This is a genomic window from Pacificibacter sp. AS14, assembly GCF_038899935.1.
Lineage (GTDB): Bacteria > Pseudomonadota > Alphaproteobacteria > Rhodobacterales > Rhodobacteraceae > Celeribacter.
Genome location: NZ_JBBMQI010000025.1, coordinates 1 through 21,436 on the forward strand (window position 1 = coordinate 1; position 21,436 = coordinate 21,436).

Here is a 21,436-nt window from a genome sequence, read left to right on the forward strand (position 1 = left end):
CCTCGCAAGACCTTGCAATATCAGACGCCAGCAGAGAAGTTCGCACAGTGTGTTGCGTCGACCAGTTGAGATCGCCGGGTTTCAGAAATCTAGCGGAGCACCGTCCTTCACTTCTTTCATCACAAAGAACGTTCGAGCCTGCCTGACCTCTGGCAACGCAATTAGGACCTTTCCGTGGAACCTATTAAAGTCTGCCATGTCGGCCACTCGGATTTTCAACAGGTAGTCGAAGTCACCGGCGACGAGGTGACAATCGAGGATCATTGGCAGATCAAGGACTGCTGCCTCGAAGTTGGCAAAACTCTCGGGCGTTGAGCGATCCAGCACGACGCCCACCATCGCAATCGCTCCCAGACCCACGCTTTCAGGGTTCACAACCGCCCGAACCGTTTGAATATAACCTTCATCAAACAGCCTTTGGGTGCGCCTATGGCACGTCGCAGGGCTGACGTTCACTGCTACCGCAAGGTCTGCGTTGCTCATCCTGCCGTCCGCTTGCAGAAGGCAGAGCATCCGTTTGTCGATTCGATCCAGAGGCATGGTGAAATATTCTTCCGGTATTGGATTATATAGTAATCTTATCACGCAAAATTTCTTGATCCAATATGCATATCGTCAAAATTTTAAGACAAATTTGAAAGCACCCCTCACGCAACCTTTGCTACTCTCGACGGTAGAAAAAGGAGCACACCATGCTGGAAAAATTTGAACGCTATCCTCTCACCTTTGGTAAAACGCCGATTGAGCATCTTCCCCGTCTGACCGAGACCCTCGGCGGTAAAGTCGAGATTTACGCCAAGCGTGAGGATTGCAACTCGGGCCTCGCCCAAGGCGGCAACAAGCTGCGGAAGTTGGAATACATCGTGCCTGACGCAATTGCCTCTGGCGCAGACACATTGGTGTCTATTGGCGGCGTTCAATCCAACCACACGCGCATGGTTGCGGCGACGGCCGCCAAGATCGGTATGAAATGTCGGTTGGTGCAAGAGGCGTGGGTGCCTCATGATGATGCGGTCTATGACCGTGTCGGCAACATTATGATGACCCGCTTGATGGGCGCGGACAGCCGTTTGGTTGACGATGGGTTCGATATCGGCATCCGCACCAGCTATGAAGACGCCATTGAAGACGTGAAGAAGGAAGGCGGCAAACCTTACGGCATTCCCGCTGGAGCCTCCGTTCATCCCCATGGCTGTCTTGGCTATGTGGGCTTTGCCGAAGAAGTCCGCGAACAAGAGGCAGAGCTTGGGTTTAAGTTCGACTACATCGTGGTCTGTGTTGTCACCGGATCGACCCAAGGCGGCATGATCGTCGGCTTTAAAAAAGATGGTCGCGCGAATCGTGTGATCGGCATCGATGCGTCAGGCACGGTTGATCAGACACGCGCGCAGGTCAAAGAGATTGCCAATAAGACCTGCGATTTGATCGAGTGCGGCTATTCGATTGAAGACGAGGACATTCATATCAACCCCGACTACGCCTATCCGGCTTACGGCGTGCCAAGCGCCGAGACCAATGATGCGATCCGTCTTGCCGCACGCACAGAGGCGATGATCACGGACCCTGTCTATGAAGGCAAATCCATGCAGGGGATGATTGATCTGATCAAAAAGGGCTTCTTCCCAGACGGATCCAAAGTGCTCTACGCGCACCTCGGGGGACAACCTGCGTTGAACGGCTACAGCTACACATACCGCAACGGCTGACCGCTCTTCTGCGCCGTCACGCTGGCGGCGCAGAAGCCACTTCAAAATGCTTTGCGGCGATGCATCACAGGAGACCCCTTCGTTTTTCGAGCTAAAATAACGCTTTTCGTAAACCTCATGAAATGCGGCCCACTCTTCGTGGCCTATCCGCGAGGAAACCAAATTGGATATTTGCTATCGAGATGCGGATGAGCGCGAAACCAGCCGCATTATCTGGTCGCTTGGCCGAGCAGGCCCCCGACAACAAGACCATCTCAACAATCGACGCCAGCTACCTCAAAGCACATCGCACGGCATCTATGCGCGTTCCTCAAGTGATAGTATGACCGTCACTGGATCATCGACGGGATATCCTGCTGGCGATGAAATTTCGATTTATCGTCCGCGCAACACGATTTGTGCCTCATCTGGTTGGATTGGTTGAACATGTCGCGTGTCATCGATCACACCTTCGGAAAACAACCGTTCTTTATGTACCGAGATACGGCCTGCGCCCGCACGCTTGATGTCGGCCCGTTATTCGTAGACGAGCGATTGTGAGACGTTGCATTGCTTCATGACTCCTCCAATTGCCAATCCGCCATCGCCAAGTTTCTGGGTAACGTAGCGTTTAAAGCTGGAAGGCCAGCCCCGGCGACCTTCAGTGTGGAGTTCAACAGTGAAGTCGTCGACTTCGAATGATTGATGGGGTTTTCCCATGACTGCTGCTTCTTTTCGTTTAGAGGCAGCATGGCACGATAAGATTTATGATGTCAGAGGATGCCTAGGGGGTCATATACAACGCTTACGAGTATTCTGACATTGGCTGCAGACAAAAAGCACCCGCACACCGGAGGATGAACAGGTGCTGATTGCGTTGGTTGCGGGAGGGCGCTCAAATCGCAACTTGCATTTTCTTTTAACGCACTATCCGCTGATCAAAAAAACCAATACTAGCGTCGCGAAGCAGGTTGTTTCTAACCGCAGCGTAGCTTTCGACATGATGGGCTGGCGTTCTCATTTCTGGACGCCAAAACCCTGGGCACCTATTTTGGTACTGCATGGCCACTGGATGTGAAGTGGCCATGCTTTTTGGGACAGGTTTGCCGAAACTCCTCATTGAGCGGATGTCGCGTTTTCGGGGTAACTTTTACGAAACCTTCACTTGCTCCGCTCCCGTTTTTCCCTCAGGTCCTACGCAAACAACCTTGGAATTGGGGCGACATATGTCTGCGAGTGACCATGACACCTACCTGCCTGACACCGCGTCAGACGATTTGAAATCTATGGCTGAGGCCGCTATCGCAGGTGGCACTGTGGCCTGTCAGTCGCTGCGGCGTTTGCGCGCCGATGAAATGGTTTTAAAAGGTCGTCACGATTATCAAACCGAGTGGGACGTTCAAACAGAGGCGGCCATTATTGAGGCGCTGCAACGCGCCTTTCCGGGTTGTGGTTTCATCGGTGAAGAACAGGTTGGCAACCGAGACGCGCAAAGTGATTGCCCGACCTTTGTAATCGATCCCATTGATGGCACCACCAATTTTGCTTGGGGCATTCCTCATTTCGCCGTTGTTATCACGCGGTTAGAGAAGGGCGAAGTCGTTGCAGGCATTACATTTGATCCAATGATGGGCGAGATGTTTGCGGCTGAAAAGGGCAAGGGTGCGTGGCTGAATGGGGCGCGTCTGAATGCGATCGGAATCGAGGATCCCGAGCACACGGTCATCGGCGCAGGATTACCGATCCGAGGGCAGGTGCGCTCGGTACCCGAGGACGTCTACCACGCCGCGCTGCGCCGGGCGATGGACGCCAGCTCGGGCGTGCGGCGTTTGGGCAGTGCAGCTTTGTCCATTGCCTATGTCGCGGCAGGGCGTTTCGACGGGTTTTTTGAGGATATGCTGTCGCTGCATGACTACGGAGCCTCCGTGCTGATTTTGCGCGAAGCGGGCGGCATCGTGACCGGTTTTGATGGCGGTGCGGAGCAAAACCCCGGCGCAATCCTTGCGGGGAGCGCGCGATTGCACCCATGGTTGCTTGAGGGATTTGCTGAGGGGGTCTAACCCCCCCGCAAAGACGGGGGGCGGTCCGCGGGGGGTTAAATCCCCGCGGCGTAGAGCCTTTCAGGGTCATCTGTGGTGATCTGATCAACCCCAAGGGCCATCAACTTGCGGCACAGATCGACGGTTTGCGGGGTGATCTTTGACACGGTGTAGGCGTCGATGCGGTGGCCTTTGGCGTGAAAGGCCGCGATCAAATCCGTGCCGCGCTCGAGCGCGTTAAAAATCAAGCGAATGTCGAGATAGATCATGTCCGCGCCCTCCGCTCCATGGAGCGTCTGTGCTATAAACGCCTGATCATCGCCTGAGGCGGCAAGCGTTTCCCTTGTCCCAAAATGACACGGGTCATGGCCGATGCGCAAAACCGGCAATGCCTTCGAGAGACGTTGGACAGCCTTTGCATCGCCAGCAGAGAGAATAGCGTGGTTGGTGATTGGCGCTAAAGCCTCGGCAAAGGCCAGGATATCGGCCGGCGTCAGGGTCTCGTTTGTCTCTTTTAGGTCGAGCTGAAGCACCGCGGTGTCCTCGGTGCCCTCGGTGGCAATTGCGCGGCACAGATCTGAAAGCAGGGCCACGGGCACATCGGTCACTTGACCCTCATTGCCGCGCCGCCACAAGGTTTCTAGGGTTTGGCGCGAGGCCTCGCAGACACGTCCGCTGCCGGTGGTTGCGCGCTCCAACGTGTCGTCGTGCAAAACGGCAAATCCGCCGCCCGCGTGGCGCACTATGTCGATCTCAACACTGGCCCCGAGCCGCATGCCCTCAATGATCCGTCGGGGGTCGAATTCCATATCCGTGGCGCAGCGGCGCCCGCGGTGCCATTTGAGCCATGTGCGGCCTTTCGCATGATCCACAAAAAGCGGTGGGGGAGCGATTGGAGAGTGGAGTGTATTAGGCATGGGTAAGACTCCGTGACGCGACAGGTGTGATCGTCGCAAGCTTTTCTTCGCCACGAAAGATCGCGACATTATCGGCACTCAACGCAACCGGCTGACCGGCCTTATATGCACTTGATGGCGGGCACATCGCTTTGAGGCGCACGCCGTCCGGCATTGTGATATCCACCAGAATATGGGTGCCATAATCGGTCGTGCGGTGAATACGTGCGGGACTGTTGGTGTCCGGCCGAATGCTCAGGGCTTCTGGGCGGATTGCCAGTTCAACCGGTCCGTCAGAAACAGGCACAGCGATTGGGAACAACGGGTGATCAGCATATCCGTTTCGAATGTCGCAAGCGATGAAATTCATCGACCCGATGAATCCTGCTACAAACCTGGTCTGAGGATCACGATACATGCGGTCGGGACTTGCCACTTGTTCGATTTTGCCGCTTTTTAACACCACGATCCGGTCCGCCAAAGAAAGGGCTTCGTCCTGACCATGGGTGACAAACAGCGTGGTGATGCCGAGACGGCGCTGAATGTCACGCAACTCTTCGCGCAGGCGCTCGCGCAGATGTTGGTCGAGACTGGCGAAAGGTTCGTCGAGCAGGAGAATTTTGGGTTCAAGCACCAAAGCGCGGGCAATCGCCACCCGCTGTTGTTGTCCGCCGGACAATTGCCACACACGGCGCGCGCCGTAACCATCTAGCCCGACGAGTTTGAGAACGTTGGTGACTTTTTCGCGAATATCGGCACGCGAGAGGCGGCGCAGCTTCAACCCGAAAGCGATATTTTCAGCCACCGACATATGCGACCAGAGCGCGTGGGATTGAAACACCATCCCCGTGGGACGGCGTTCCGGGGGCACATGTGTGACATCGTGATCGCCGATAATGATGCTGCCCCGATCAGGGGGTTCAAACCCGCCGACCATGCGCAAGATCGTGGATTTTCCCGATCCAGACGGGCCGAGCAGACAGACAAGTTCGCCATCGGCCACATCGAGTGAGACATCGTGGATCACATCCGTTTCATCAAAGGATTTTCCAAGATTTTTTAGGGTAAGTTGTGACATAGTAATTTCCTTAGATGCCAAAGCCTTTGGCAAAAGATGCAGACCCGATGAGGCGGCGGCTGAACAGCAGCGCGATGAAGCTTGGGATCCAAAGAAGGATCGAAAGCACGGCACCATATTGCACGACGAGCTGGTTGTTGATGAAAGTGATCATCAAAACCGGCATGGTTCTGATTTCTGGCGCGCCGATCAGCCATGCGCCTTCGGTTTCATAAAACGTGCCAACGAAACTGAGAAGTATGGCGGCAAAGATCGTGGGCGCGGCCTGCGGCAGACTCACGGACCAAAATACCCGCAAAGGGCGCGCACCGGCATCGCGCGCGGCCTCTTCCATGGCGCGATCGACATTTTGGAATGCGGCAACGGGAATCCAGATCATCATCATTAACGTGCCAACAAGTTGGATCAGGACGACGCCCCAAAATGTTGAAATTAAACCAAGATTCAGGAATATGCCCGCGATGGCGATCAGCAGACCGAATTTTGGAAAGGCGTGAGAGGCCAAAAAGGACAGGAACAAAACATTGCGCCCAGGAAAGTCGAGCCGCGCAAAGGCATAGGCCGCTGGCAGGCAGATGATCGTTGATAAGGCCGTGACTATGACCGAGAGCTTGATGGAGAGAAACATCGCGCCCCAGACATCGGGCCGCGATAAGGTCGTTTTCCAAAACCGAAGACCAAACTCCTGTGGCAACAGGCTTGGGTAGCGCCACACTTCGGCAAAGGCCCAGATTGCGACCACGATCAGTGGAATGACGACGACCACGCCCAGCAGGGCGCTCAGGCCAAGGCCGATCCAGTCGATGCGGCGGGTTTTATGATCGGGAATGACCGCCGCTTCAGGCATTGTGGTGGGAGAGGTGGTGCTCATCGTCTGGCCTCTCGGTTTTTGGCGATTGAACGGACGTAAAACGCGCCGAAGATTGCGCAGATGGCAAAGGTGATCACGGCTTGGGTGATTGCCATGCGCGGGTCCATGACGTTCGCAAAGGTGCGCTGCATAAACGGGCCCATCATTTCCGGTGAGGCGGGGCCAAGCACATAGGGCAGCGTGAAGGCCGAAAAGATGCTCAAGACCGTGAAAGAGAGCACCACAAGCATCGCATTTCCGATTTGGGGCAGGATAATGTGGCGCAAAAGCGCGATGTGACGCGCGCCTGCATCCCGCGCCGCCTCAACCGCATTGTCAGAGATCGCGCCAAGCCCTGCCACAAGCATGAGCGTGGTCAGCGGGATATTGTCCCAGACCAGACCGATAATGGGCCCCCAGGGTGTGAGATATGGCGAATTTATTTTAGGCAGACCCGCGGCATTCAAGACAAGATCAACCGCACCGTTTGGGCCGATGGTACGGATCAGCGCATAGGCGAGGATCACGGAGGGAACAAACATTGGAAACAAGGCGAGGCCCTGAACAACAGCGGCGATCCGGCCTTTTGAAAACCGCAGGTAAAGCGCGATTGGCAGGCAGATCACCATCAAAAGCGCGGCGCAAACGGCCGTGACCCAAAGCGTCAGCCAAAGGTTCGTCAGAGAATAGCCATCTGAAAAAAAGAACTTATAGGTGTCGATAGAAAAGGAAATCCCGCTTTCAGTGTGCTGAAACAGGGTGCGCCCGATGGCGTTGAAGATCGGGTAAATGATAAGCCAACCGAGGAGCCCCACCGGAACAGCAACGAGAAGGAGGCCCGTCAGCCCCCTTCCACGCGCTTTCTTGGTGGCGACCCTCCGGGTTGGTCCGGAAGGTGCCATATCTGTCATGAAAATCAGCCCCGGGATACGCCGGGAGCCACGTTGCGGTACCATCCGTCGTTGATGACCGCTTCCCAGTCCCCACTCGGGAAGGTCGGGATGCTGGCTGGGATGACATCGCTGTATTTTGCACGCAAATCGGCGTCAACATAATCCCAAGACACGCCAGGGAAACCACCAAGTTCGGTGATGATTTTGGACTGGATTTCTTCGCTCATGACATAGCTCATGAGTTCCATCGCCACGTCGAGATGTGCGGCATTGGTTGGAACTGTGATACGGCTAAAACCACCGCAAAGTGCGAGATCTTGAAGCTGCACAAGACCAGTTGTTTCGGGCAAAACGCCCATTTTGATTGCTTGAAGCACTTGATCAGACCACACGGGGGTCATTTTGATCACGCCTTGCGCCAAGAGTTGGATCGACTGAGTGTTGCCTGAGCTGTAAGAGCCGTTTTCATAGAGGCTTGGCGCCAGAGCTTTCAGAATATCCCATGCGCCTGGAAGCGTTTCAGCGGCATATGCATCGGAATAGTTGTCGAGGCTGAATTTTGATGGATCGCGGCCATTGGCTTCATGGATCGCACGGCGTACGAAATTGCCGCCTGAGCCGCCTTTGTCTGGGCGGTTGTAGATGAACTGACCCGGGTTGGCATGGATCCAAGCGGTCATTTCGTCCCATGTTTTAGGGACTTCGTCAGCGGAAACGCGGGTTGCGTCATAGGCCAAAAGGACTTGGCTGCCGCGGTAAGGAAGGTCAAAATCGGTTTCTTTTGCGGCAGGGTTAACGCGGTTCCAGCCTTCGATACCAGAGGTGGCGATGTTCACCCAAAGACCGGCCTCGATGGAGCCGCGGGTCTGATCAGGTGTATAAGATTCGAACATGTCAACTTGCGGATCATTATCAGACCCGAGCGCCGCCATGGCACGGTCTGCAATGGCGCGAAGGCCAGCATTGTCACCCGCATCGACCACGCGGACTTTTGCGTCGCTGTTTACAGCACGAAAGCCTGGCAGGACTACGTTGGTCCAAAAATCTGAGATATTGCTGTCAGCGCCAGTGTAGACGTTGACAAAACCATCAGCGGCAAACGCGATGCGCGGCATGGCAAAGGCGGCAGAAGAGGCCGCTGCTGTCCGCAGAAAGCCACGGCGGGAGAGAAAATCGGACATGGAAGCTCCAGTTATTTGATGATTGAGAACTCTCGCGCTGCCGTAGGTCCAGCAAGCATGGCGCAACAGTCATGCGGATGGTTAGGGTGCGCGCGTTGCATTTCTGTAAAGTGAGCATGACATATCGGTGAAATCTTTTTGCACAGTGTCAAAGCGCTTTGACACTGTGCAAAAAAATGATGATTGAGGAGACATTCTAGATTGGAGATGCCCTGACATATGATCCTCGCTCGCTTTCCCTTGACCCTGCCTGCAGCAATTTTTTTCACCAATGCGCTGCTCTATGTGACTTTGTTTTCACGCCTGCCAGAGGTCACTGCAGCACAGGGCATGTCCGCCGCAGTCCTTGGTTTCGCCTTGTTGGCGCAGACGTGTGGGGCGCTTTTAGGCTTTCCCTTTGCCGCGCGCGCAATCAACCGCTTCGGTGCGCGCCGTGTGGCGGGCGCAACGTTGTTTCTCTCAACGCTCTGTCTCCCTGCTGCCGCCAGCGGAATTTTGGCACCGGGGGGCTGGGGCATGGCAATCGCGCTTTGCGGCTACGGCTTTGCAATGGCCATCATGGAAGTGGCAAAGAACCTTGTTGCCGCGCGGGTCGAGGAAAGGTCCGGAAAAAATGTTATTTCCAAAAGCCACGGGTTCTGGTCGGCAGGGCTTTTTGTCGGCGCGCTTTTGGGCGGACGGGCCGCTTCGGCCAATCTGTCTGCGACGCAGGAACTTATTTTTCTCGGGCTGGTCGCGTGTCCTTTGGTCGTGTTCTTGCTTTTACGTGCCGGGGACCGCGAACCGATGGGACCGGTCGAAGGCGCGGGTCCGACTGGTAGGTTCGCGAAGTTTAGGCGACCGGATGCTTTTGTGATGGGGCTTTTGGTTCTGTTTGCTGGGTTTGGCGTTACCGAAGGCGTCGTTTACGATTGGTCGATGTTCTATCTGAAACATGACATAGATATGGATGCGATTGCTGCTGCCCGAATTTACGCCTGTTTCACCGTCGGTATGTTCACGGCGCGGATGATCGGGGACACGCTACGCAAGCACTTTGCAACGCGTGTTTTAATTCGGGGCATGGCGGGTGTGACCTTGATCGGCATCACTTTTGCGACATTGGGACCGCGCTTTGATCTTGGCTTTGCTGGGCTTTTAGTGGGGTTCACTTTAATCGGTGCTGGTGTTGCGCTTGCCGCGCCCGTTGCCATATCGCTTGCAATGCGTCATACGACGCGCCCGGTCGCGCAAACCATGGCGTCTTATTCGCTCATTTCAATGCTGGCGCTTTTTGCGATTCCACCGCTTTTGGGGATGATCGTCGAAACCCATGGCGCGATCTGGACCATTTTGTTTGCGTCCCCGCTTCTACTTTTTGTTGCGATTTTCGCCAAACAGATCGTTAAGAGAATGGAGCGGGCGACAGAGGTGCACGCTCATGGATCATCCGGTTGCCGATCTGTTCGGGCATCCAACCGCTCTTGAGGCGTTCTATCATTCGCGGAAGAACCTTGGCTAGAAGACACCTATGCGGCGGATTATAGATGCGGCGGATTATAGAACCTACAAAGCTAAAGTGCGGCGTTATCTTTAGCAGGGTTTATATTGAGCAAGTATCGGGTCGCTCAATCCGTATGGGTGTAGCTATTTAGGTTCCACAAACGAAAGGAACTAAGAATTATGAGTTTTCAAATTCATTCTCTGCCAGCGGAAGACTTTGCCGATATGTTCGCGCTTTCTGACGCTGAGCTGGCCGAAAAGAATGCGTGCCGACAGATTGTTCAGTCAAAGCCAGGGACACCCTGCCGGGTCAGTATGGCTGACGCCGAAGTGGGCGAAATTGTCATTTTGCTGAACTATGAGCATCAACCTGCACGATCACCTTATAAAGCGACCCATGCAATCTTCGTGCGGGAGGCCGCGCCGCAAGCCCAGTTGGCTGTTGGCGAGGTGCCAGAAGTTTTGCGATCTCGCGTCATCTCATTACGCTTGTTTGATAGCAATCATATGATGATTGATGCTGATGTCCTGCAAGGCGAAGGTCTCGCCGACGCCATCACAGCAGCTTTCGAGAAGGATCAGGTGTCCTATGCTCATTTGCACAACGCAAAACCCGGTTGTTTTGCAGCGACTGTTACCCGTGCAAAATAGGTTGATATAAATGGCGCAACTGGATGAAGCGGTCATTGGTTTAAATAATGCCAAAGGCCGTTTCGTCCGCGGTGCCGCCGCTCGCTTTCCGATTTAGCGTTGATTTCGTGTGCAGCCACAGCGAATGGCAGCAAGGAGCCCATCTTGACGGATTTCTGCATTGCGGCGAAAGTCAGCTTAAATGACGATATCCATTCGCGGAGCGATCAGATGATGCCAGAACTATTTGTGACAACCTTTGCGGCTGGGCTGTTGTACGTCTTCATTCCTGGACCAGCGACACTTGCGGCGCTCAGCCTAGCTGCTTCGCAGAAATCTTGCAATTTGGGCTCACTGCCGACCTTCGCTACACTTGCAAACGAAATCAGCGTCAAACCGGAGGGCGAGCGGCGGGACTGCGGACAAAGTTAGCATTCACCGCAACGCCACCAATGGCCGCTTAAAACTTTTTTGACCGAGCGCTGCAAATCCAATACTTCAACGTTTTTACCTATACTAAAAAACGTTGACTCAGGATGTCTGTACGTGCATTTTTTACCTATGCTAAAAAACAACACCCAATTGAAAGACAAATCAGCGCTTGATCTTGGTGCTGCGTTGCGGGCTAAACGCAAAGAGCTGAAGCTTACCATGCAAAGTGTGGCAGACGCCGCTGGGCTGTCTGTTGGTTTTATCAGTCAAGCCGAACGCGGGCTTACATCGCCCTCTTTAGGCTCTCTTGCCTCGATTGCTGCCGCTCTCGACACTGAAATCGGTAGCTTTCTACAGCAACCAAGTGCTGGCAACCAAACCACACATGAAGCCAGCCGTTTGGCTTATTCCGTGGCCGATGCTGATGTATCGTATGAGCGGCTTTCAACGTCCTTTGCGGGATCAAAGCTCCATTCTGTCCTCGTGCATGAAACACCGGGACACCGGATGGAACCGATCAGCCATCATGGCGAGGAAATGTTCTATATTCTCGACGGCGAAATCACCGTTGAAATCGAAGGCGAAGTCGAGGTTCTGCGCAAAGGTGACTCCATCCACTTTGAGAGCTGCCGCGTACATTCCACTTGGAACCACGGTTCATCAACTGCGTCCATTCTGTGGTGTGGCACCATGGATGTTTTTGGTGACGCACCCGCCCCAATTCACAAAAAAGCCTCAGCTCAAGAGGTCGCAACCTATCCAACCGGAGAGATAAAAAAATGAAAAGTACCGCTTTAATTACAGCGATTTGCGCAGCGACGGCCTTGGCCAGCCCTGCCTTTGCTGAAACTGTTTTACGACTTGATGAAGTGGCCGTCGGTGAACTCGACCCCGCTAAAGCTTCCGATTATGCCGACAGTATTTTGATGTTCAATGTCTACGACACGCTTGTGCTGCCTGCGCAAGGTGGCCCAGGTCATACACCACACCTTGCCACAGGTTGGGAAGTTGATGGTTCAACGTACACGTTCACATTGCGCGATGATGTGATGTTCCAATCGGGCAACAAGATGACAGCTGCAGACGTGGTTTATTCGGTTGAACGGATGCAGGCATTGGGGGCAGGTCTGTCGTACCTCTTTGCTGGCGTCACTGCCAAGGCCGTTGATGACACAACCGTAACCATGACGCTTGAAAAACCATATGCGCCGTTCATCGCGTCTTTGGTCCGTCTTCCAATTGTCGACATGGCGCTTGTGAAAGCCAACTCCGACTCTGAGTGGGGCGAAGACTTCTTGTCCGCACACGGCGCTGGAACCGGTGCTTACTCTGTGGTGTCACATAACCCGCAAGAAGAAACGGTTATGGCAAAATCAGACAGCTATTTTCTTGATGTGGCTGAGGTCGCCCCCGATACGGTACGCCTGCGTTACGGTCTTGAACCTGCGACGGTCCGCACGTTGATTGCTCAAGGCGAGCATGACATCGCAAGCCAGTGGTTGCCACCAGAGGTGGTTCAGGCGCTTGCCAATGACGGCGCGCAATTGCTGACGGAGAGCGGTACAGGCGGGTTCTATTTCAAGATGAACACGCAAAAACCGCCGCTTGATAACGTGAACTGCCGGTTGGCGTTAAGTGCTGCGTTTGATTACAGCACGGCGATCCAAATGATCGCGATCAACGATGATGTGTCCGGCGGTAGCCCGTCAACGGGTGCAATTCCGGTCGGCATGTTTGGTGCAAACGGCGCTGACATGGCGCTGGCACAGGATCTTGATGCGGCAAAGGCGTACCTTGCCGATTGCCCCTACGACCCTGCTGAGATGAATCTCGAAATCAGCTGGATCGCCGAAGTTCCATTGGAAGAACGTTTCGCGCTTTTGATGCAGTCCAACTTCAACGCCATGGGCATTTCATCAAGCATCACGAAGCTTCCTTGGGCCTTGTTCGCCGAGCAGGTCTCAACCGCCGAAAGCACACCGCACATCAGCCAGTTGTTTGTGAACGCGGTCACAGGTGATCCCGATACGCTGCTTTACGGAATGTATCACTCCTCGACACCCGGTACGTGGCAGTCGCCAGAATACCTGAACGATGCAGAGGTTGATGCAGCTTTGGACGCGGGCCGCACGGCCACTTCTGATGCAGATCGCGACGCGGCCTATTCCGCTCTCAACGCGCGTCTGATGGCGATTGCACCAACGATTTACGGCTTTGACCGTCAGTCTGTTTTTGCAGCATCCAATCGTGTGAATGTTCCAGCGCTGAGCGATCCAGAAATGGCGTTCGGTCTTGATGGCATGGGCTTCAGCTTCCGCTTGATGGAAATGACTGGCGAGTAATCTCCCTGAACTGGGGCGTAGGCATCACTGTCTGCGCCCCACTTTTTCTGCCTTTATGACTGCCTCATCGCTTATTCTGAAAGCCCCACATGTCTGGAATTTTCCGCCTACTGCTGAACCGGCTAAGCATCTCTCTCATTGTGCTTGTCGGCGTTTCGATGCTGATCTTTGCGATTGCGCGGATCATCCCCGGTGATCCTGCGCGGATTGCCCTTGGCCCCAATGCCAACGCCGAGCAGATCGCGAACCTACGTGCTGAAATGCATCTGGATGCATCCTTACCAGTGCAATACGGGCACTTTGTCGCCGATGTATTACGCGGTGATCTGGGCACATCGCTTTATACCAACCGCCCCGTCACCCAAGACATTGCGCAGTTTCTGCCTGCGACACTTGAATTGGTGTTCTTGGCAGGCTTCATCATGGTGGCTGTCGGTTTGCCATTGGGCATTCTTGCTGCGCGTCACCGTGGGCGTTGGCCCGATCATCTGGTTCGGGTCATTGCGTTGCTGACTGTGTCAGCCCCCGGTTTTGTCTGGGCCGTCATCCTGATGTTGCTGTTCGCATTCTACTTGCCGCTGTTTCCCATCGCGGGGCGCATATCGGATATCTATGAGATTGAACGCACCACAGGCTTTCTGACAGTCGATACGCTTTTGGCGGGCAATTGGGGGGCCTTTCGCAGTGCGGTTCATCACTTGATCCTACCCGCGATCGCGTTGTCCCTGTCGGGCATTGGCCAAGCCGCGCGTCTAACCCGCGCCAACATGGTCGAGACCTATGACAAACCCTACATTGAGATGGCGCAGGCTTACGGCTTCTTTCCATCACGCATCGCACGCAGCTACGCGTTCAAGCCATCACTGATCCCGTCACTAACCATCATAGGGTTGGATTTTGCGGCCATGCTGGGCAACGCATTTCTAGTCGAGGCAGTCTTTGCATGGCCCGGTCTGTCGCGTTACGGCGTCGCCGTGATCTTACGCAAAGACCTAAATGCAATCATGGGCACGGTCCTGATCATCGCCATCACATTCTTGATCGTGAACATCATCGTCGACCTGATGATCGCATTCTTGAACCCCCGTATCCGTTATTCCACACGAGGTGCATCATGATCCGCACGCTTCGTATTCTGGCGGCCAATCCGCTTAGCCTTCTGGGCCTTGTCCTTGTCTGCCTCATCACGCTGGCCGCGATTTTCGCACCATGGATCGCGCCATTCCCGACCCATAACGGCGCTGTAGTGGACTTTCTCAACAACAACCGCGCACCTTCGGCGCGTAATTGGATGGGAACCGATCTGGTCGGTCGCGATATCTTTAGCCGCATCTTGTTCGCCTATCAGATCAGCCTGACGCTTGGCGTTGTCGTGCTGGCGATTGCCGTGCCTATTGGGACAATGATCGGGCTGCTTGCGGGCTACATCGGCGGTTGGCTTGAGATGATCCTGATGCGCATCGTTGATGTATTCTTGTCCATCCCACCGCTGGTTTTGGCGATTGCGATGATGGGCGTATTGGAACCCACATTGACCAACGCCATGCTGGCCGTCACCGCGATGTGGTGGCCGTGGTATGCGCGGTTGGTCTACTCTATCGCACGCGGCGAGCGCGAAGAAGGCTATGTGCTGGCCGCCGAAGTTATTGGAGCAGGCGCAGGCCACATCGCTTTTCGCGAGATCCTGCCCAATTGCCTGCCCGCGATTATTACGAAAATGATGCTGGATATGGGCTTTGTGATTATCATCGCCTCGTCGCTCTCGTTCCTTGGTTTGGGTGTGCAACCGCCCACTGCCGACCTTGGGTCGATGGTTGCGGAAGGTGCGCGATACTTACCCGATAGTTGGTGGCTGACGGTCTTTCCCGGTCTTGCCATTCTGGTTGCTGTGTTTGGCTTTAATCTGCTGGGCGACGGGTTGCGCGATGTGTTGGGAGTAGACGAATGAGTATTCTACACATCAAAGACCTGCACCTTGGATTCAAAACACTGACCGGACAGATGGATGTTTTACATGGCATCGACTTTGATATCGCTGGGGGTGAAAAAGTGGCCTTGGTTGGCGAAAGTGGGTCGGGTAAATCCGTGACGGCCCGCATCGTGTTGGGTCTGCTGCAAGAAACGCGGACGGCCCGCATCAGCGGCACGGTTCAATTTGATGGCAACGATATCAATGCGATGTCCGCCCGTGACCGCGCAGCATTACGCGGCACAGAAATGTCGATGATCTTCCAAGACCCGACGTCTTCATTGAACCCGATGTTCACCATCGGCAATCAATTCACCGAAGTTCTGCGCCGTCGCGACCCCAAGCTGTCTAAATCTGCCAGCCACGCCCGCGCGACCGCGTTACTGGACGAGGTCGCGATCCCCGATCCAGCCCGTGTTTTGGGTACCTATCCGTTCCAGTTGTCGGGCGGCATGAACCAACGTGTGATGATCGCGATGGCGCTGGCCAACAAACCGAAACTTTTGTTGGCGGATGAACCCGGAACGGCGCTGGATGTCTCAGTTCAAGCCCAAACACTGACCATGATGCGCGACATGGTAGAACAGAACGGGACGTCGGTGTTGTTCATCTCGCACAACCTTGGCGTCGTGCGTGAGTTCGCGGATCGTGTTTACGTTATATATCGCGGCAACATTGTTGAGGACGGCCCAACAGACGCGTTATTTGCCAACCCGCAGCATGCCTACACGCGTGCGCTTATGTCTGCCGTTCCCCGCATCACTGGCGTCGGATTACCCGAAGTACCAGAGGTCAGCGATGATTTCCTCGCTCCACGCGTTCGTCACGGAGATGCATCATGACCCTTCTTGCGCTCAACGGTTTGACGAAGACATTTGAAACACCCACAGGGCCCGTTCTCGCGGTCAGCAATGTGTCGTTGGATGTACAGGCAGGTGAATGCCTCGCCATTGTTGGCGAAAGCGGGTCTGGCAAAACCACGATCGCCAATATGATCCTTGGGATATTGTCGGCAACATCAGGTGAAATTGCGTTTGATGGGCAAACATTGTCCGCCAAGCGCACTGCCGAACAACGCCGTCGCATTCAACTTGTGCAACAAAATCCCTTGTCGTCGCTGAACCCTAAACGGTCTATCGGCGCGTCGGTTCGATTGGGCTTGGACGTCTATGACATCGGTGAAAAGTCGCAACGATGGACGGCCGTTGAAGCCGCATTAGACGCAGTCGGCCTTCCCGGTGATATGCGTACCCGCGCGCCTGCGTCCTTGTCAGGTGGGCAACGTCAACGGGTTAGCATTGCACGCGCATTGGCCTGTGATCCGCGCCTGTTGGTCTTGGATGAACCCACATCAGCATTAGATGTGTTGGTCCAGGCACGCGTTTTGCGGCTTCTTAACGATTTGCGAGCCAAGCATGGAATCACTTACATTTTCATTACCCACGATCTGGCCGTTGTCCGCAACGTGGCAGACCGTGTCGCTGTTTTTCAATCTGGCCAATTGGTCGAACTTGGCGAAACAGCACAAATATTCTCGGCCCCTCAGGCCGCTTATACCCGTCAACTGATTGGCGCGGTGCCAGTCGTAGACGCGGCAGAACTTAATCTCAGAAACAAACTTGCGGAGGGCGTATGACCGATCTCATCAAAGCCATGGCATCGACAAATCAACCGATGACAACTTTCAAAGCACTCGAAGCGCTCGTTGATAAAACCATCGGCGTAAAGCTGTTTACGCTTATGGAAGTCGATAACGAACGCGGCGTGGCGCGGCGCAATTATTCCAACATGCCCGACGCCTACGCCACCAGCGGTGAAAAGCCGATCAGTGACGATGCTTGGACGCAGCAAGTGCAAGGTCGGCAAGAGACATTCGTAGCCAACTCTATCGAAGAGATCGCGGCGGTATTTCCCGATCACGCATTGATCCAATCACTCGGCTGCGAAAGCTGTATGAACTTGCCGATTGTCGTCAACGGCAACGTCATTGGAACGCTCAACTGCTTACACGATGCGGGGCATTTCACACCTGAACGAGTGGCCGCTGCTGAAAGCTTAAAACAAGCGGGGGCACTGGCATTTCTGCTCGACGACTTTATGACCAAAGGGGCCAATTGATATGACGATTACCAAACGCATTGCTACGGATGTTGGCGGAACTTTCACCGATCTCGTCGCCATTGAGACCGGCCCAGAAGGCATGAAAATTACAACGGCCAAGTCAGACACTACACCGCCCAACTTCGAGGCAGGTGTCCTGAATGTTATGGCTAAGGGAAACATTGATCCCAAAGATGTGGATTTTATGGTCCACGGCACCACGGTCGTCATCAACGCGCTGACCGAGCGTAAGGGCGTGACTGTTGGCCTGATCACCACCAAAGGCTTCCGCGACACGCTTGAAATTGCACGAGGCAACCGCCCTGATTTCTTTAACCTGCACTATGAAAAGCCTGAACCGTTTGTGCCGCGTTATTTGCGTGCCGAAGTCCCCGGCCGGATGACCTATCTGGGTGCAGAACGTATTCCGCTTGATCTGTCGGGCGTGCCCGACATCGTCGATAATTTCCGCGCCGAGGGCGTTCAGGCTGTTGCGATATCGCTACTGCATTCTTACGCGAATACTGCCCACGAAGAGGCTGTTTTGGCCGAGATTCAACGCCTTTGGCCTGATGTGTCCGTTGTGGCCAGCCACCAGATTACCCGAGAATGGCGCGAATATGAGCGGTCCAATACCGCCGTTCTTTCAGCCTATGTGCAACCTGTTGCCGCGCGTTACCTAGGCAACCTCGACCAAAGCCTGCGCGAGAAAGGCCTGCCGCAAAGCCCCTACATCATGCAATCCAACTGCGGTGTAGACAGCCTCGCCGCGACGTCCGCAGTGCCAATCACGATGGTTGAAAGCGGCCCTGCGTCTGGTTTTTGGGGGGCTGCCGAACTTGGTAAATTGATCGACGAGCCTGACATCCTCGCGCTCGACATCGGCGGAACGACTGCAAAATGTTCGTTGATCGAGGGTGGTGAAGTCCGCATTATGACCGACTATTGGATCGAACGATCACGTAAATCGGCGGGTTATCCGATCATGGTGCCTGTCGTTGATCTGGTCGAAATCGGCAATGGCGGTGGATCAATCGCTTGGGTCGATGACTTCGACAAATTGCACGTCGGTCCACAATCGGCTGGTGCGTTGCCCGGCCCTGCGGCCTACGGCAAGGGCGGAACGAATGCGACGACGACAGACGCTAACCTTTGGCTAGGTCGCATCAACAAGGATTATTTCTGCGGCGGGGCCGTCGATGCAGACATGGATAGCGCTGGCAGTGCGTTGAAGGCGGTTGGCGATAAACTGGGCGTGTCCACGGATGAAGCCGCCCAAGGAATCGTGCGCATCGCCAACAATAATATGGTCAACGCGCTGAAACTTGTGTCGCTTAATCGTGGCCACGACACCCGTGATTTCACTTTGCTAGCGTTCGGCGGTGGCGGGGCGATGCACGCCGTAGCCTTGGGCCAAGAACTTCAGGTCAAAAAGGTCGTTGTACCAGCGGCGGCATCGGTATTTTCCGCATGGGGCATGATGATGTCAGACCTACGCCGCGACTATTTCGTGACGCAACTTGCTGATCTGTCCGAAGGGTCGGCTATGGGGATTGAAGCGGTCTTTGCCAAGGCCGAGGTTGAGGCCCGTGCCACATTCAAAGCCGAAGGCGTTGACCCCGCGAAACTGACGTTCTTGCGTTATGGCAAGTTCCGTTATCAGAACCAAGAACACACGACCGAGGTTTTGCTGGATGGCACTGTCACAGACGGTGCATTGTCAAAAATCGCTGATGATTTTCACGGTGCTTATGAACGCGAATACACCTACCGTCTTGATGCGCCTGTCGAAATGGTCGGCATCCACCTTGTTGCCCGTGCCGAAGTCGGCAAGCTGGAAATGATCCCAGCGCCATTGGGGGATGCGGATGCAAGCGAGGCCATCAAAGGCACCCGTGACGTTGACTACGCGCTAGAAGGCAAACATTTGGCCACGATTTACGACGGTGAAAAACTGCGGGCAGGCATGGCGTTCAACGGCCCAGCGATCATCGAAGATCCTGGCACAACCGTCGTGATCCATCCGAACAACACGGTGTCCATCGATGCCTACGGCAACATTCATATCCTGTTGGAGGGTCAGTCATGAGCGATCCAATCACGTTAGAAATTATCCAAAACTCTCTCCAAGCTACGTCAGACGAAATGTTTGCCGCCATGCGCAAAACGGCCATGTCTTCGATCATCTATGAGGTGCTTGATATGGGCACTGGGATCACAGACGCACAGGGACGCATTGCGTCCTCAGGCGCAGGTATTCCCGCGTTCATCGGTGTCTTGGACAAGTCGGTTCAGTTTATCCTGTCCAAGTTCGGCGATGACATTAAGCCAAACGATGTCTTTATCACCAACGACCCGTGGCACGGCGGCGTAACGCACCTCAATGACCTTGTTCTGGCGATGCCGGTCTTTGCCGACGGCGCGATTATCGCGTGGACGGCCAATATTGCCCATAACTCTGATGTGGGTGGCATGGCACCGGGGTCGTTGTCCGGCGACGCCACCGAGATTTTCCAAGAAGGTCTGCGCTTGCCAGCTGTCAAACTGATCCGCGAAGGCGTGACTGACCAAGCCGTGATGGATATCATCACCTGCAACAGCCGGATGCCTGACTTCCTGTTGGGCGATGTCTGGGCCGCGATTGCTGCGGTCCGGATCGGTGCTAGACGCCTTGAAGATCTGTCGGTGAAATACACCCCAACCACGTTTAAGGCGGCGATGGATAGCTTCATGGACTTTGGCGAAAAGACCGCTCTTGCCGAACTTGCCAAGCTGCCCAAAGGCACGTTCGAGCTGTCAGAACCTCAGGACGATGGTTGCACATACAACGTCAAAGTCACGATCACGGATGACGAATTCATCGTCGATCTACGCGACAATCCCACACAAGACAAAGGATGCACAAACACCAGCCGCGACGGCACGATTGTGTGTGCGCAGATGTTGTTCAAATCGGTCACTGACCCTGAAACCCCCGCGAACGAGGGGGCCTTCAGGCCGTTGAAAGTGCTGACAACTGAGGGCACGGTGTTCCACGCCCAAGAACCTGCCGCCATCGGGTTCTACTTTGAGACAGAAGTGCGCGTTTATGATCTGATCTGGCGCTGCTTGGCCCCGCATGTGCCTGAACGTCTGCCTGTTGGTCACTTCAGCTCTATCTGCGGCACGTTTGTCGGTGGTACCCACCCTGACACAGGCCGCCAGTACACAATTATTGAACCGCAAATCGGCGGCTGGGGCGCATGGGAGGGTCGCGATGGCAATCCGTGTATTTTCTCGGGTTTCCACGGTGAAACTTACAACACGCCAGCCGAAATTTCCGAGGCACGCAACGGGTTGTTCATCGACAAGATGGAACTCAACACGGCCCCGGGTGGCGAGGGTGAATTCAACGGCGGACGTGGGTTAGTCCTTGAATACCGCATCCGTACGAAAAACGGTTTCTTGACTGCAGGCTACACACGTTCCGTCGTGAAACCTTGGCCGCTGGACGGCGGCGAGGAAGGATCGGGGAACTTCATCGAGGTTGATAAGGCTGCGGGCGAGAGAGAACACTATGCCTTCGTCTCAGGCCTTGATCTAACGACAGATGACGTTGTGCGCGTCATTACATCATCGGGTGCAGGCTTTGGTGACCCTAAAAAGCGGGCCCATGATGCGGTCGCATTAGACATCAAAAACGGCTTCATAACGCCAGAACGTGCCCGCGAAATTCACGGATATGGTGAATGACAGCAATTCATACAACTTTTCGGCTTTTCCTGCCCGCATCAGAATCGGAAAGGTTAGATGACCGCAAGGCGCTACCTCAAGGGCGCATGCGCATCATACGGTAAAATCGTCGTCGAAACCGACGCTT

The 21,436-nt window shown here is 54.8% G+C and carries 22 protein-coding genes; 16 read left to right on the forward strand and 6 right to left on the reverse strand.

The features are described from left to right. Positions 1-81: 81 nt before the first annotated feature. Positions 82-540: an Lrp/AsnC family transcriptional regulator gene (locus WNY38_RS16975; RefSeq protein WP_342858584.1), complete on the reverse strand. Its 459-nt coding sequence runs from the start codon at positions 538-540 to the stop codon at positions 82-84. A gap of 152 nt (positions 541-692) precedes the next feature. Between WNY38_RS16975 and WNY38_RS16980 the strand changes: the two genes are divergently transcribed. The 4 genes from WNY38_RS16980 (at position 693) to WNY38_RS16995 (ending at position 3,745) form a co-directional block, all read left to right on the forward strand. Continuing rightward, entirely contained in the window at positions 693-1,706 is a 1,014-nt protein-coding gene (locus tag WNY38_RS16980; protein WP_342858554.1) for a 1-aminocyclopropane-1-carboxylate deaminase, read from the forward strand. A gap of 163 nt (positions 1,707-1,869) precedes the next feature. Next, positions 1,870-2,130, forward strand: a complete 261-nt coding sequence (locus WNY38_RS16985; RefSeq protein WP_342858555.1) for a hypothetical protein — start codon at positions 1,870-1,872, stop codon at positions 2,128-2,130. Positions 2,131-2,550: 420 nt separating this feature from the next. Next, positions 2,551-2,763, forward strand: coding sequence for a hypothetical protein (locus tag WNY38_RS16990; RefSeq protein ID WP_342858556.1), 213 nt, complete (start codon positions 2,551-2,553; stop codon positions 2,761-2,763). A gap of 148 nt (positions 2,764-2,911) precedes the next feature. Beyond that, positions 2,912-3,745, forward strand: coding sequence for an inositol monophosphatase family protein (locus WNY38_RS16995; protein WP_342858557.1), 834 nt, complete (start codon positions 2,912-2,914; stop codon positions 3,743-3,745). A gap of 35 nt (positions 3,746-3,780) precedes the next feature. On the opposite strand, the gene WNY38_RS17000 is transcribed toward WNY38_RS16995, so the two are convergent. The 5 genes from WNY38_RS17000 to WNY38_RS17020 are packed head-to-tail and all read right to left on the reverse strand — an operon-like array spanning position 3,781 to position 8,622. Next, a complete protein-coding gene (locus WNY38_RS17000) occupies positions 3,781-4,641 on the reverse strand; it encodes a glycerophosphodiester phosphodiesterase family protein (protein WP_342858558.1) in 861 nt (286 codons plus the stop codon). Further along, positions 4,634-5,698: an ABC transporter ATP-binding protein gene (locus WNY38_RS17005; protein ID WP_342858559.1), complete on the reverse strand. Its 1,065-nt coding sequence runs from the start codon at positions 5,696-5,698 to the stop codon at positions 4,634-4,636. The genes WNY38_RS17000 and WNY38_RS17005 overlap by 8 nt, the downstream gene beginning before the upstream one ends. 10 nt (positions 5,699-5,708) lie before the next feature. After that, positions 5,709-6,569, reverse strand: coding sequence for a carbohydrate ABC transporter permease (locus WNY38_RS17010; RefSeq protein WP_342858560.1), 861 nt, complete (start codon positions 6,567-6,569; stop codon positions 5,709-5,711). Then, positions 6,566-7,459: an ABC transporter permease subunit gene (locus WNY38_RS17015; protein ID WP_342858561.1), complete on the reverse strand. Its 894-nt coding sequence runs from the start codon at positions 7,457-7,459 to the stop codon at positions 6,566-6,568. Before WNY38_RS17015 ends, WNY38_RS17010 begins: the two co-directional genes overlap by 4 nt. Before the next feature lie 5 nt (positions 7,460-7,464). Continuing rightward, positions 7,465-8,622, reverse strand: coding sequence for an extracellular solute-binding protein (locus WNY38_RS17020; protein WP_342858562.1), 1,158 nt, complete (start codon positions 8,620-8,622; stop codon positions 7,465-7,467). Positions 8,623-8,841: 219 nt separating this feature from the next. Here WNY38_RS17020 and WNY38_RS17025 point away from each other — a divergent pair, with 219 nt between their 5' ends. The 12 genes from WNY38_RS17025 to WNY38_RS17080 all read left to right on the forward strand — a co-directional run bounded on the left by WNY38_RS17025 (position 8,842) and on the right by WNY38_RS17080 (position 21,309). After that, the gene (locus WNY38_RS17025) at positions 8,842-10,089 is read left to right on the forward strand and encodes an MFS transporter (RefSeq protein WP_342858563.1); all 1,248 of its coding nucleotides are present in this window, start codon (positions 8,842-8,844) and stop codon (positions 10,087-10,089) included. 195 nt (positions 10,090-10,284) lie between these two features. Beyond that, on the forward strand, positions 10,285-10,755 hold the full coding sequence (locus WNY38_RS17030; RefSeq protein ID WP_342858564.1) for a DUF1203 domain-containing protein: 471 nt from the start codon (positions 10,285-10,287) through the stop codon (positions 10,753-10,755). Between the two features lie 144 nt (positions 10,756-10,899). After that, entirely contained in the window at positions 10,900-11,166 is a 267-nt protein-coding gene (locus WNY38_RS17035) for a hypothetical protein (protein ID WP_342858565.1), read from the forward strand. A 114-nt stretch (positions 11,167-11,280) separates the two neighbouring features. Next, positions 11,281-11,949, forward strand: a complete 669-nt coding sequence (locus WNY38_RS17040) for an XRE family transcriptional regulator (protein WP_342858566.1) — start codon at positions 11,281-11,283, stop codon at positions 11,947-11,949. Beyond that, complete coding sequence (locus WNY38_RS17045) at positions 11,946-13,508, forward strand: ABC transporter substrate-binding protein (protein ID WP_342858567.1); 1,563 nt, start codon at positions 11,946-11,948, stop codon at positions 13,506-13,508. The genes WNY38_RS17040 and WNY38_RS17045 overlap by 4 nt, the downstream gene beginning before the upstream one ends. Before the next feature lie 89 nt (positions 13,509-13,597). Then, positions 13,598-14,626: an ABC transporter permease gene (locus tag WNY38_RS17050; protein WP_342858568.1), complete on the forward strand. Its 1,029-nt coding sequence runs from the start codon at positions 13,598-13,600 to the stop codon at positions 14,624-14,626. Continuing rightward, positions 14,623-15,456, forward strand: coding sequence for an ABC transporter permease (locus WNY38_RS17055; RefSeq protein WP_342858569.1), 834 nt, complete (start codon positions 14,623-14,625; stop codon positions 15,454-15,456). The genes WNY38_RS17050 and WNY38_RS17055 overlap by 4 nt, the downstream gene beginning before the upstream one ends. Further along, positions 15,453-16,319: an ABC transporter ATP-binding protein gene (locus WNY38_RS17060; protein WP_342858570.1), complete on the forward strand. Its 867-nt coding sequence runs from the start codon at positions 15,453-15,455 to the stop codon at positions 16,317-16,319. The genes WNY38_RS17055 and WNY38_RS17060 overlap by 4 nt, the downstream gene beginning before the upstream one ends. Further along, on the forward strand, positions 16,316-17,113 hold the full coding sequence (locus WNY38_RS17065; RefSeq protein ID WP_342858571.1) for an ATP-binding cassette domain-containing protein: 798 nt from the start codon (positions 16,316-16,318) through the stop codon (positions 17,111-17,113). The genes WNY38_RS17060 and WNY38_RS17065 overlap by 4 nt, the downstream gene beginning before the upstream one ends. After that, a complete protein-coding gene (locus WNY38_RS17070; RefSeq protein WP_342858572.1) occupies positions 17,110-17,595 on the forward strand; it encodes a GAF domain-containing protein in 486 nt (161 codons plus the stop codon). The genes WNY38_RS17065 and WNY38_RS17070 overlap by 4 nt, the downstream gene beginning before the upstream one ends. A gap of 1 nt (position 17,596) precedes the next feature. Continuing rightward, the gene (locus tag WNY38_RS17075; RefSeq protein ID WP_342858573.1) at positions 17,597-19,666 is read left to right on the forward strand and encodes a hydantoinase/oxoprolinase family protein; all 2,070 of its coding nucleotides are present in this window, start codon (positions 17,597-17,599) and stop codon (positions 19,664-19,666) included. Continuing rightward, positions 19,663-21,309 (forward strand): hydantoinase B/oxoprolinase family protein, encoded by a 1,647-nt coding sequence (locus WNY38_RS17080; RefSeq protein WP_342858574.1) that lies wholly within the window; start codon positions 19,663-19,665, stop codon positions 21,307-21,309. Before WNY38_RS17075 ends, WNY38_RS17080 begins: the two co-directional genes overlap by 4 nt. The last annotated feature ends 127 nt before the right edge of the window (positions 21,310-21,436 follow it).

Coding starts and splice junctions, on each gene's coding strand:
- WNY38_RS17060 (WP_342858570.1), top strand. CDS start 15,453: ATGAGTATTCTACACATCAAAGACCTGCACCTTGGATTCAAAACACTG.
- WNY38_RS17065 (WP_342858571.1), top strand. CDS start 16,316: ATGACCCTTCTTGCGCTCAACGGTTTGACGAAGACATTTGAAACACCC.
- WNY38_RS16975 (WP_342858584.1), bottom strand. CDS start 540: ATGCCTCTGGATCGAATCGACAAACGGATGCTCTGCCTTCTGCAAGCG.
- WNY38_RS16995 (WP_342858557.1), top strand. CDS start 2,912: ATGTCTGCGAGTGACCATGACACCTACCTGCCTGACACCGCGTCAGAC.
- WNY38_RS17025 (WP_342858563.1), top strand. CDS start 8,842: ATGATCCTCGCTCGCTTTCCCTTGACCCTGCCTGCAGCAATTTTTTTC.
- WNY38_RS17010 (WP_342858560.1), bottom strand. CDS start 6,569: ATGAGCACCACCTCTCCCACCACAATGCCTGAAGCGGCGGTCATTCCC.
- WNY38_RS17015 (WP_342858561.1), bottom strand. CDS start 7,459: ATGACAGATATGGCACCTTCCGGACCAACCCGGAGGGTCGCCACCAAG.
- WNY38_RS16980 (WP_342858554.1), top strand. CDS start 693: ATGCTGGAAAAATTTGAACGCTATCCTCTCACCTTTGGTAAAACGCCG.
- WNY38_RS17005 (WP_342858559.1), bottom strand. CDS start 5,698: ATGTCACAACTTACCCTAAAAAATCTTGGAAAATCCTTTGATGAAACG.
- WNY38_RS17050 (WP_342858568.1), top strand. CDS start 13,598: ATGTCTGGAATTTTCCGCCTACTGCTGAACCGGCTAAGCATCTCTCTC.
- WNY38_RS17000 (WP_342858558.1), bottom strand. CDS start 4,641: ATGCCTAATACACTCCACTCTCCAATCGCTCCCCCACCGCTTTTTGTG.
- WNY38_RS17070 (WP_342858572.1), top strand. CDS start 17,110: ATGACCGATCTCATCAAAGCCATGGCATCGACAAATCAACCGATGACA.
- WNY38_RS17045 (WP_342858567.1), top strand. CDS start 11,946: ATGAAAAGTACCGCTTTAATTACAGCGATTTGCGCAGCGACGGCCTTG.
- WNY38_RS17020 (WP_342858562.1), bottom strand. CDS start 8,622: ATGTCCGATTTTCTCTCCCGCCGTGGCTTTCTGCGGACAGCAGCGGCC.
- WNY38_RS17080 (WP_342858574.1), top strand. CDS start 19,663: ATGAGCGATCCAATCACGTTAGAAATTATCCAAAACTCTCTCCAAGCT.
- WNY38_RS17030 (WP_342858564.1), top strand. CDS start 10,285: ATGAGTTTTCAAATTCATTCTCTGCCAGCGGAAGACTTTGCCGATATG.
- WNY38_RS17055 (WP_342858569.1), top strand. CDS start 14,623: ATGATCCGCACGCTTCGTATTCTGGCGGCCAATCCGCTTAGCCTTCTG.
- WNY38_RS17075 (WP_342858573.1), top strand. CDS start 17,597: ATGACGATTACCAAACGCATTGCTACGGATGTTGGCGGAACTTTCACC.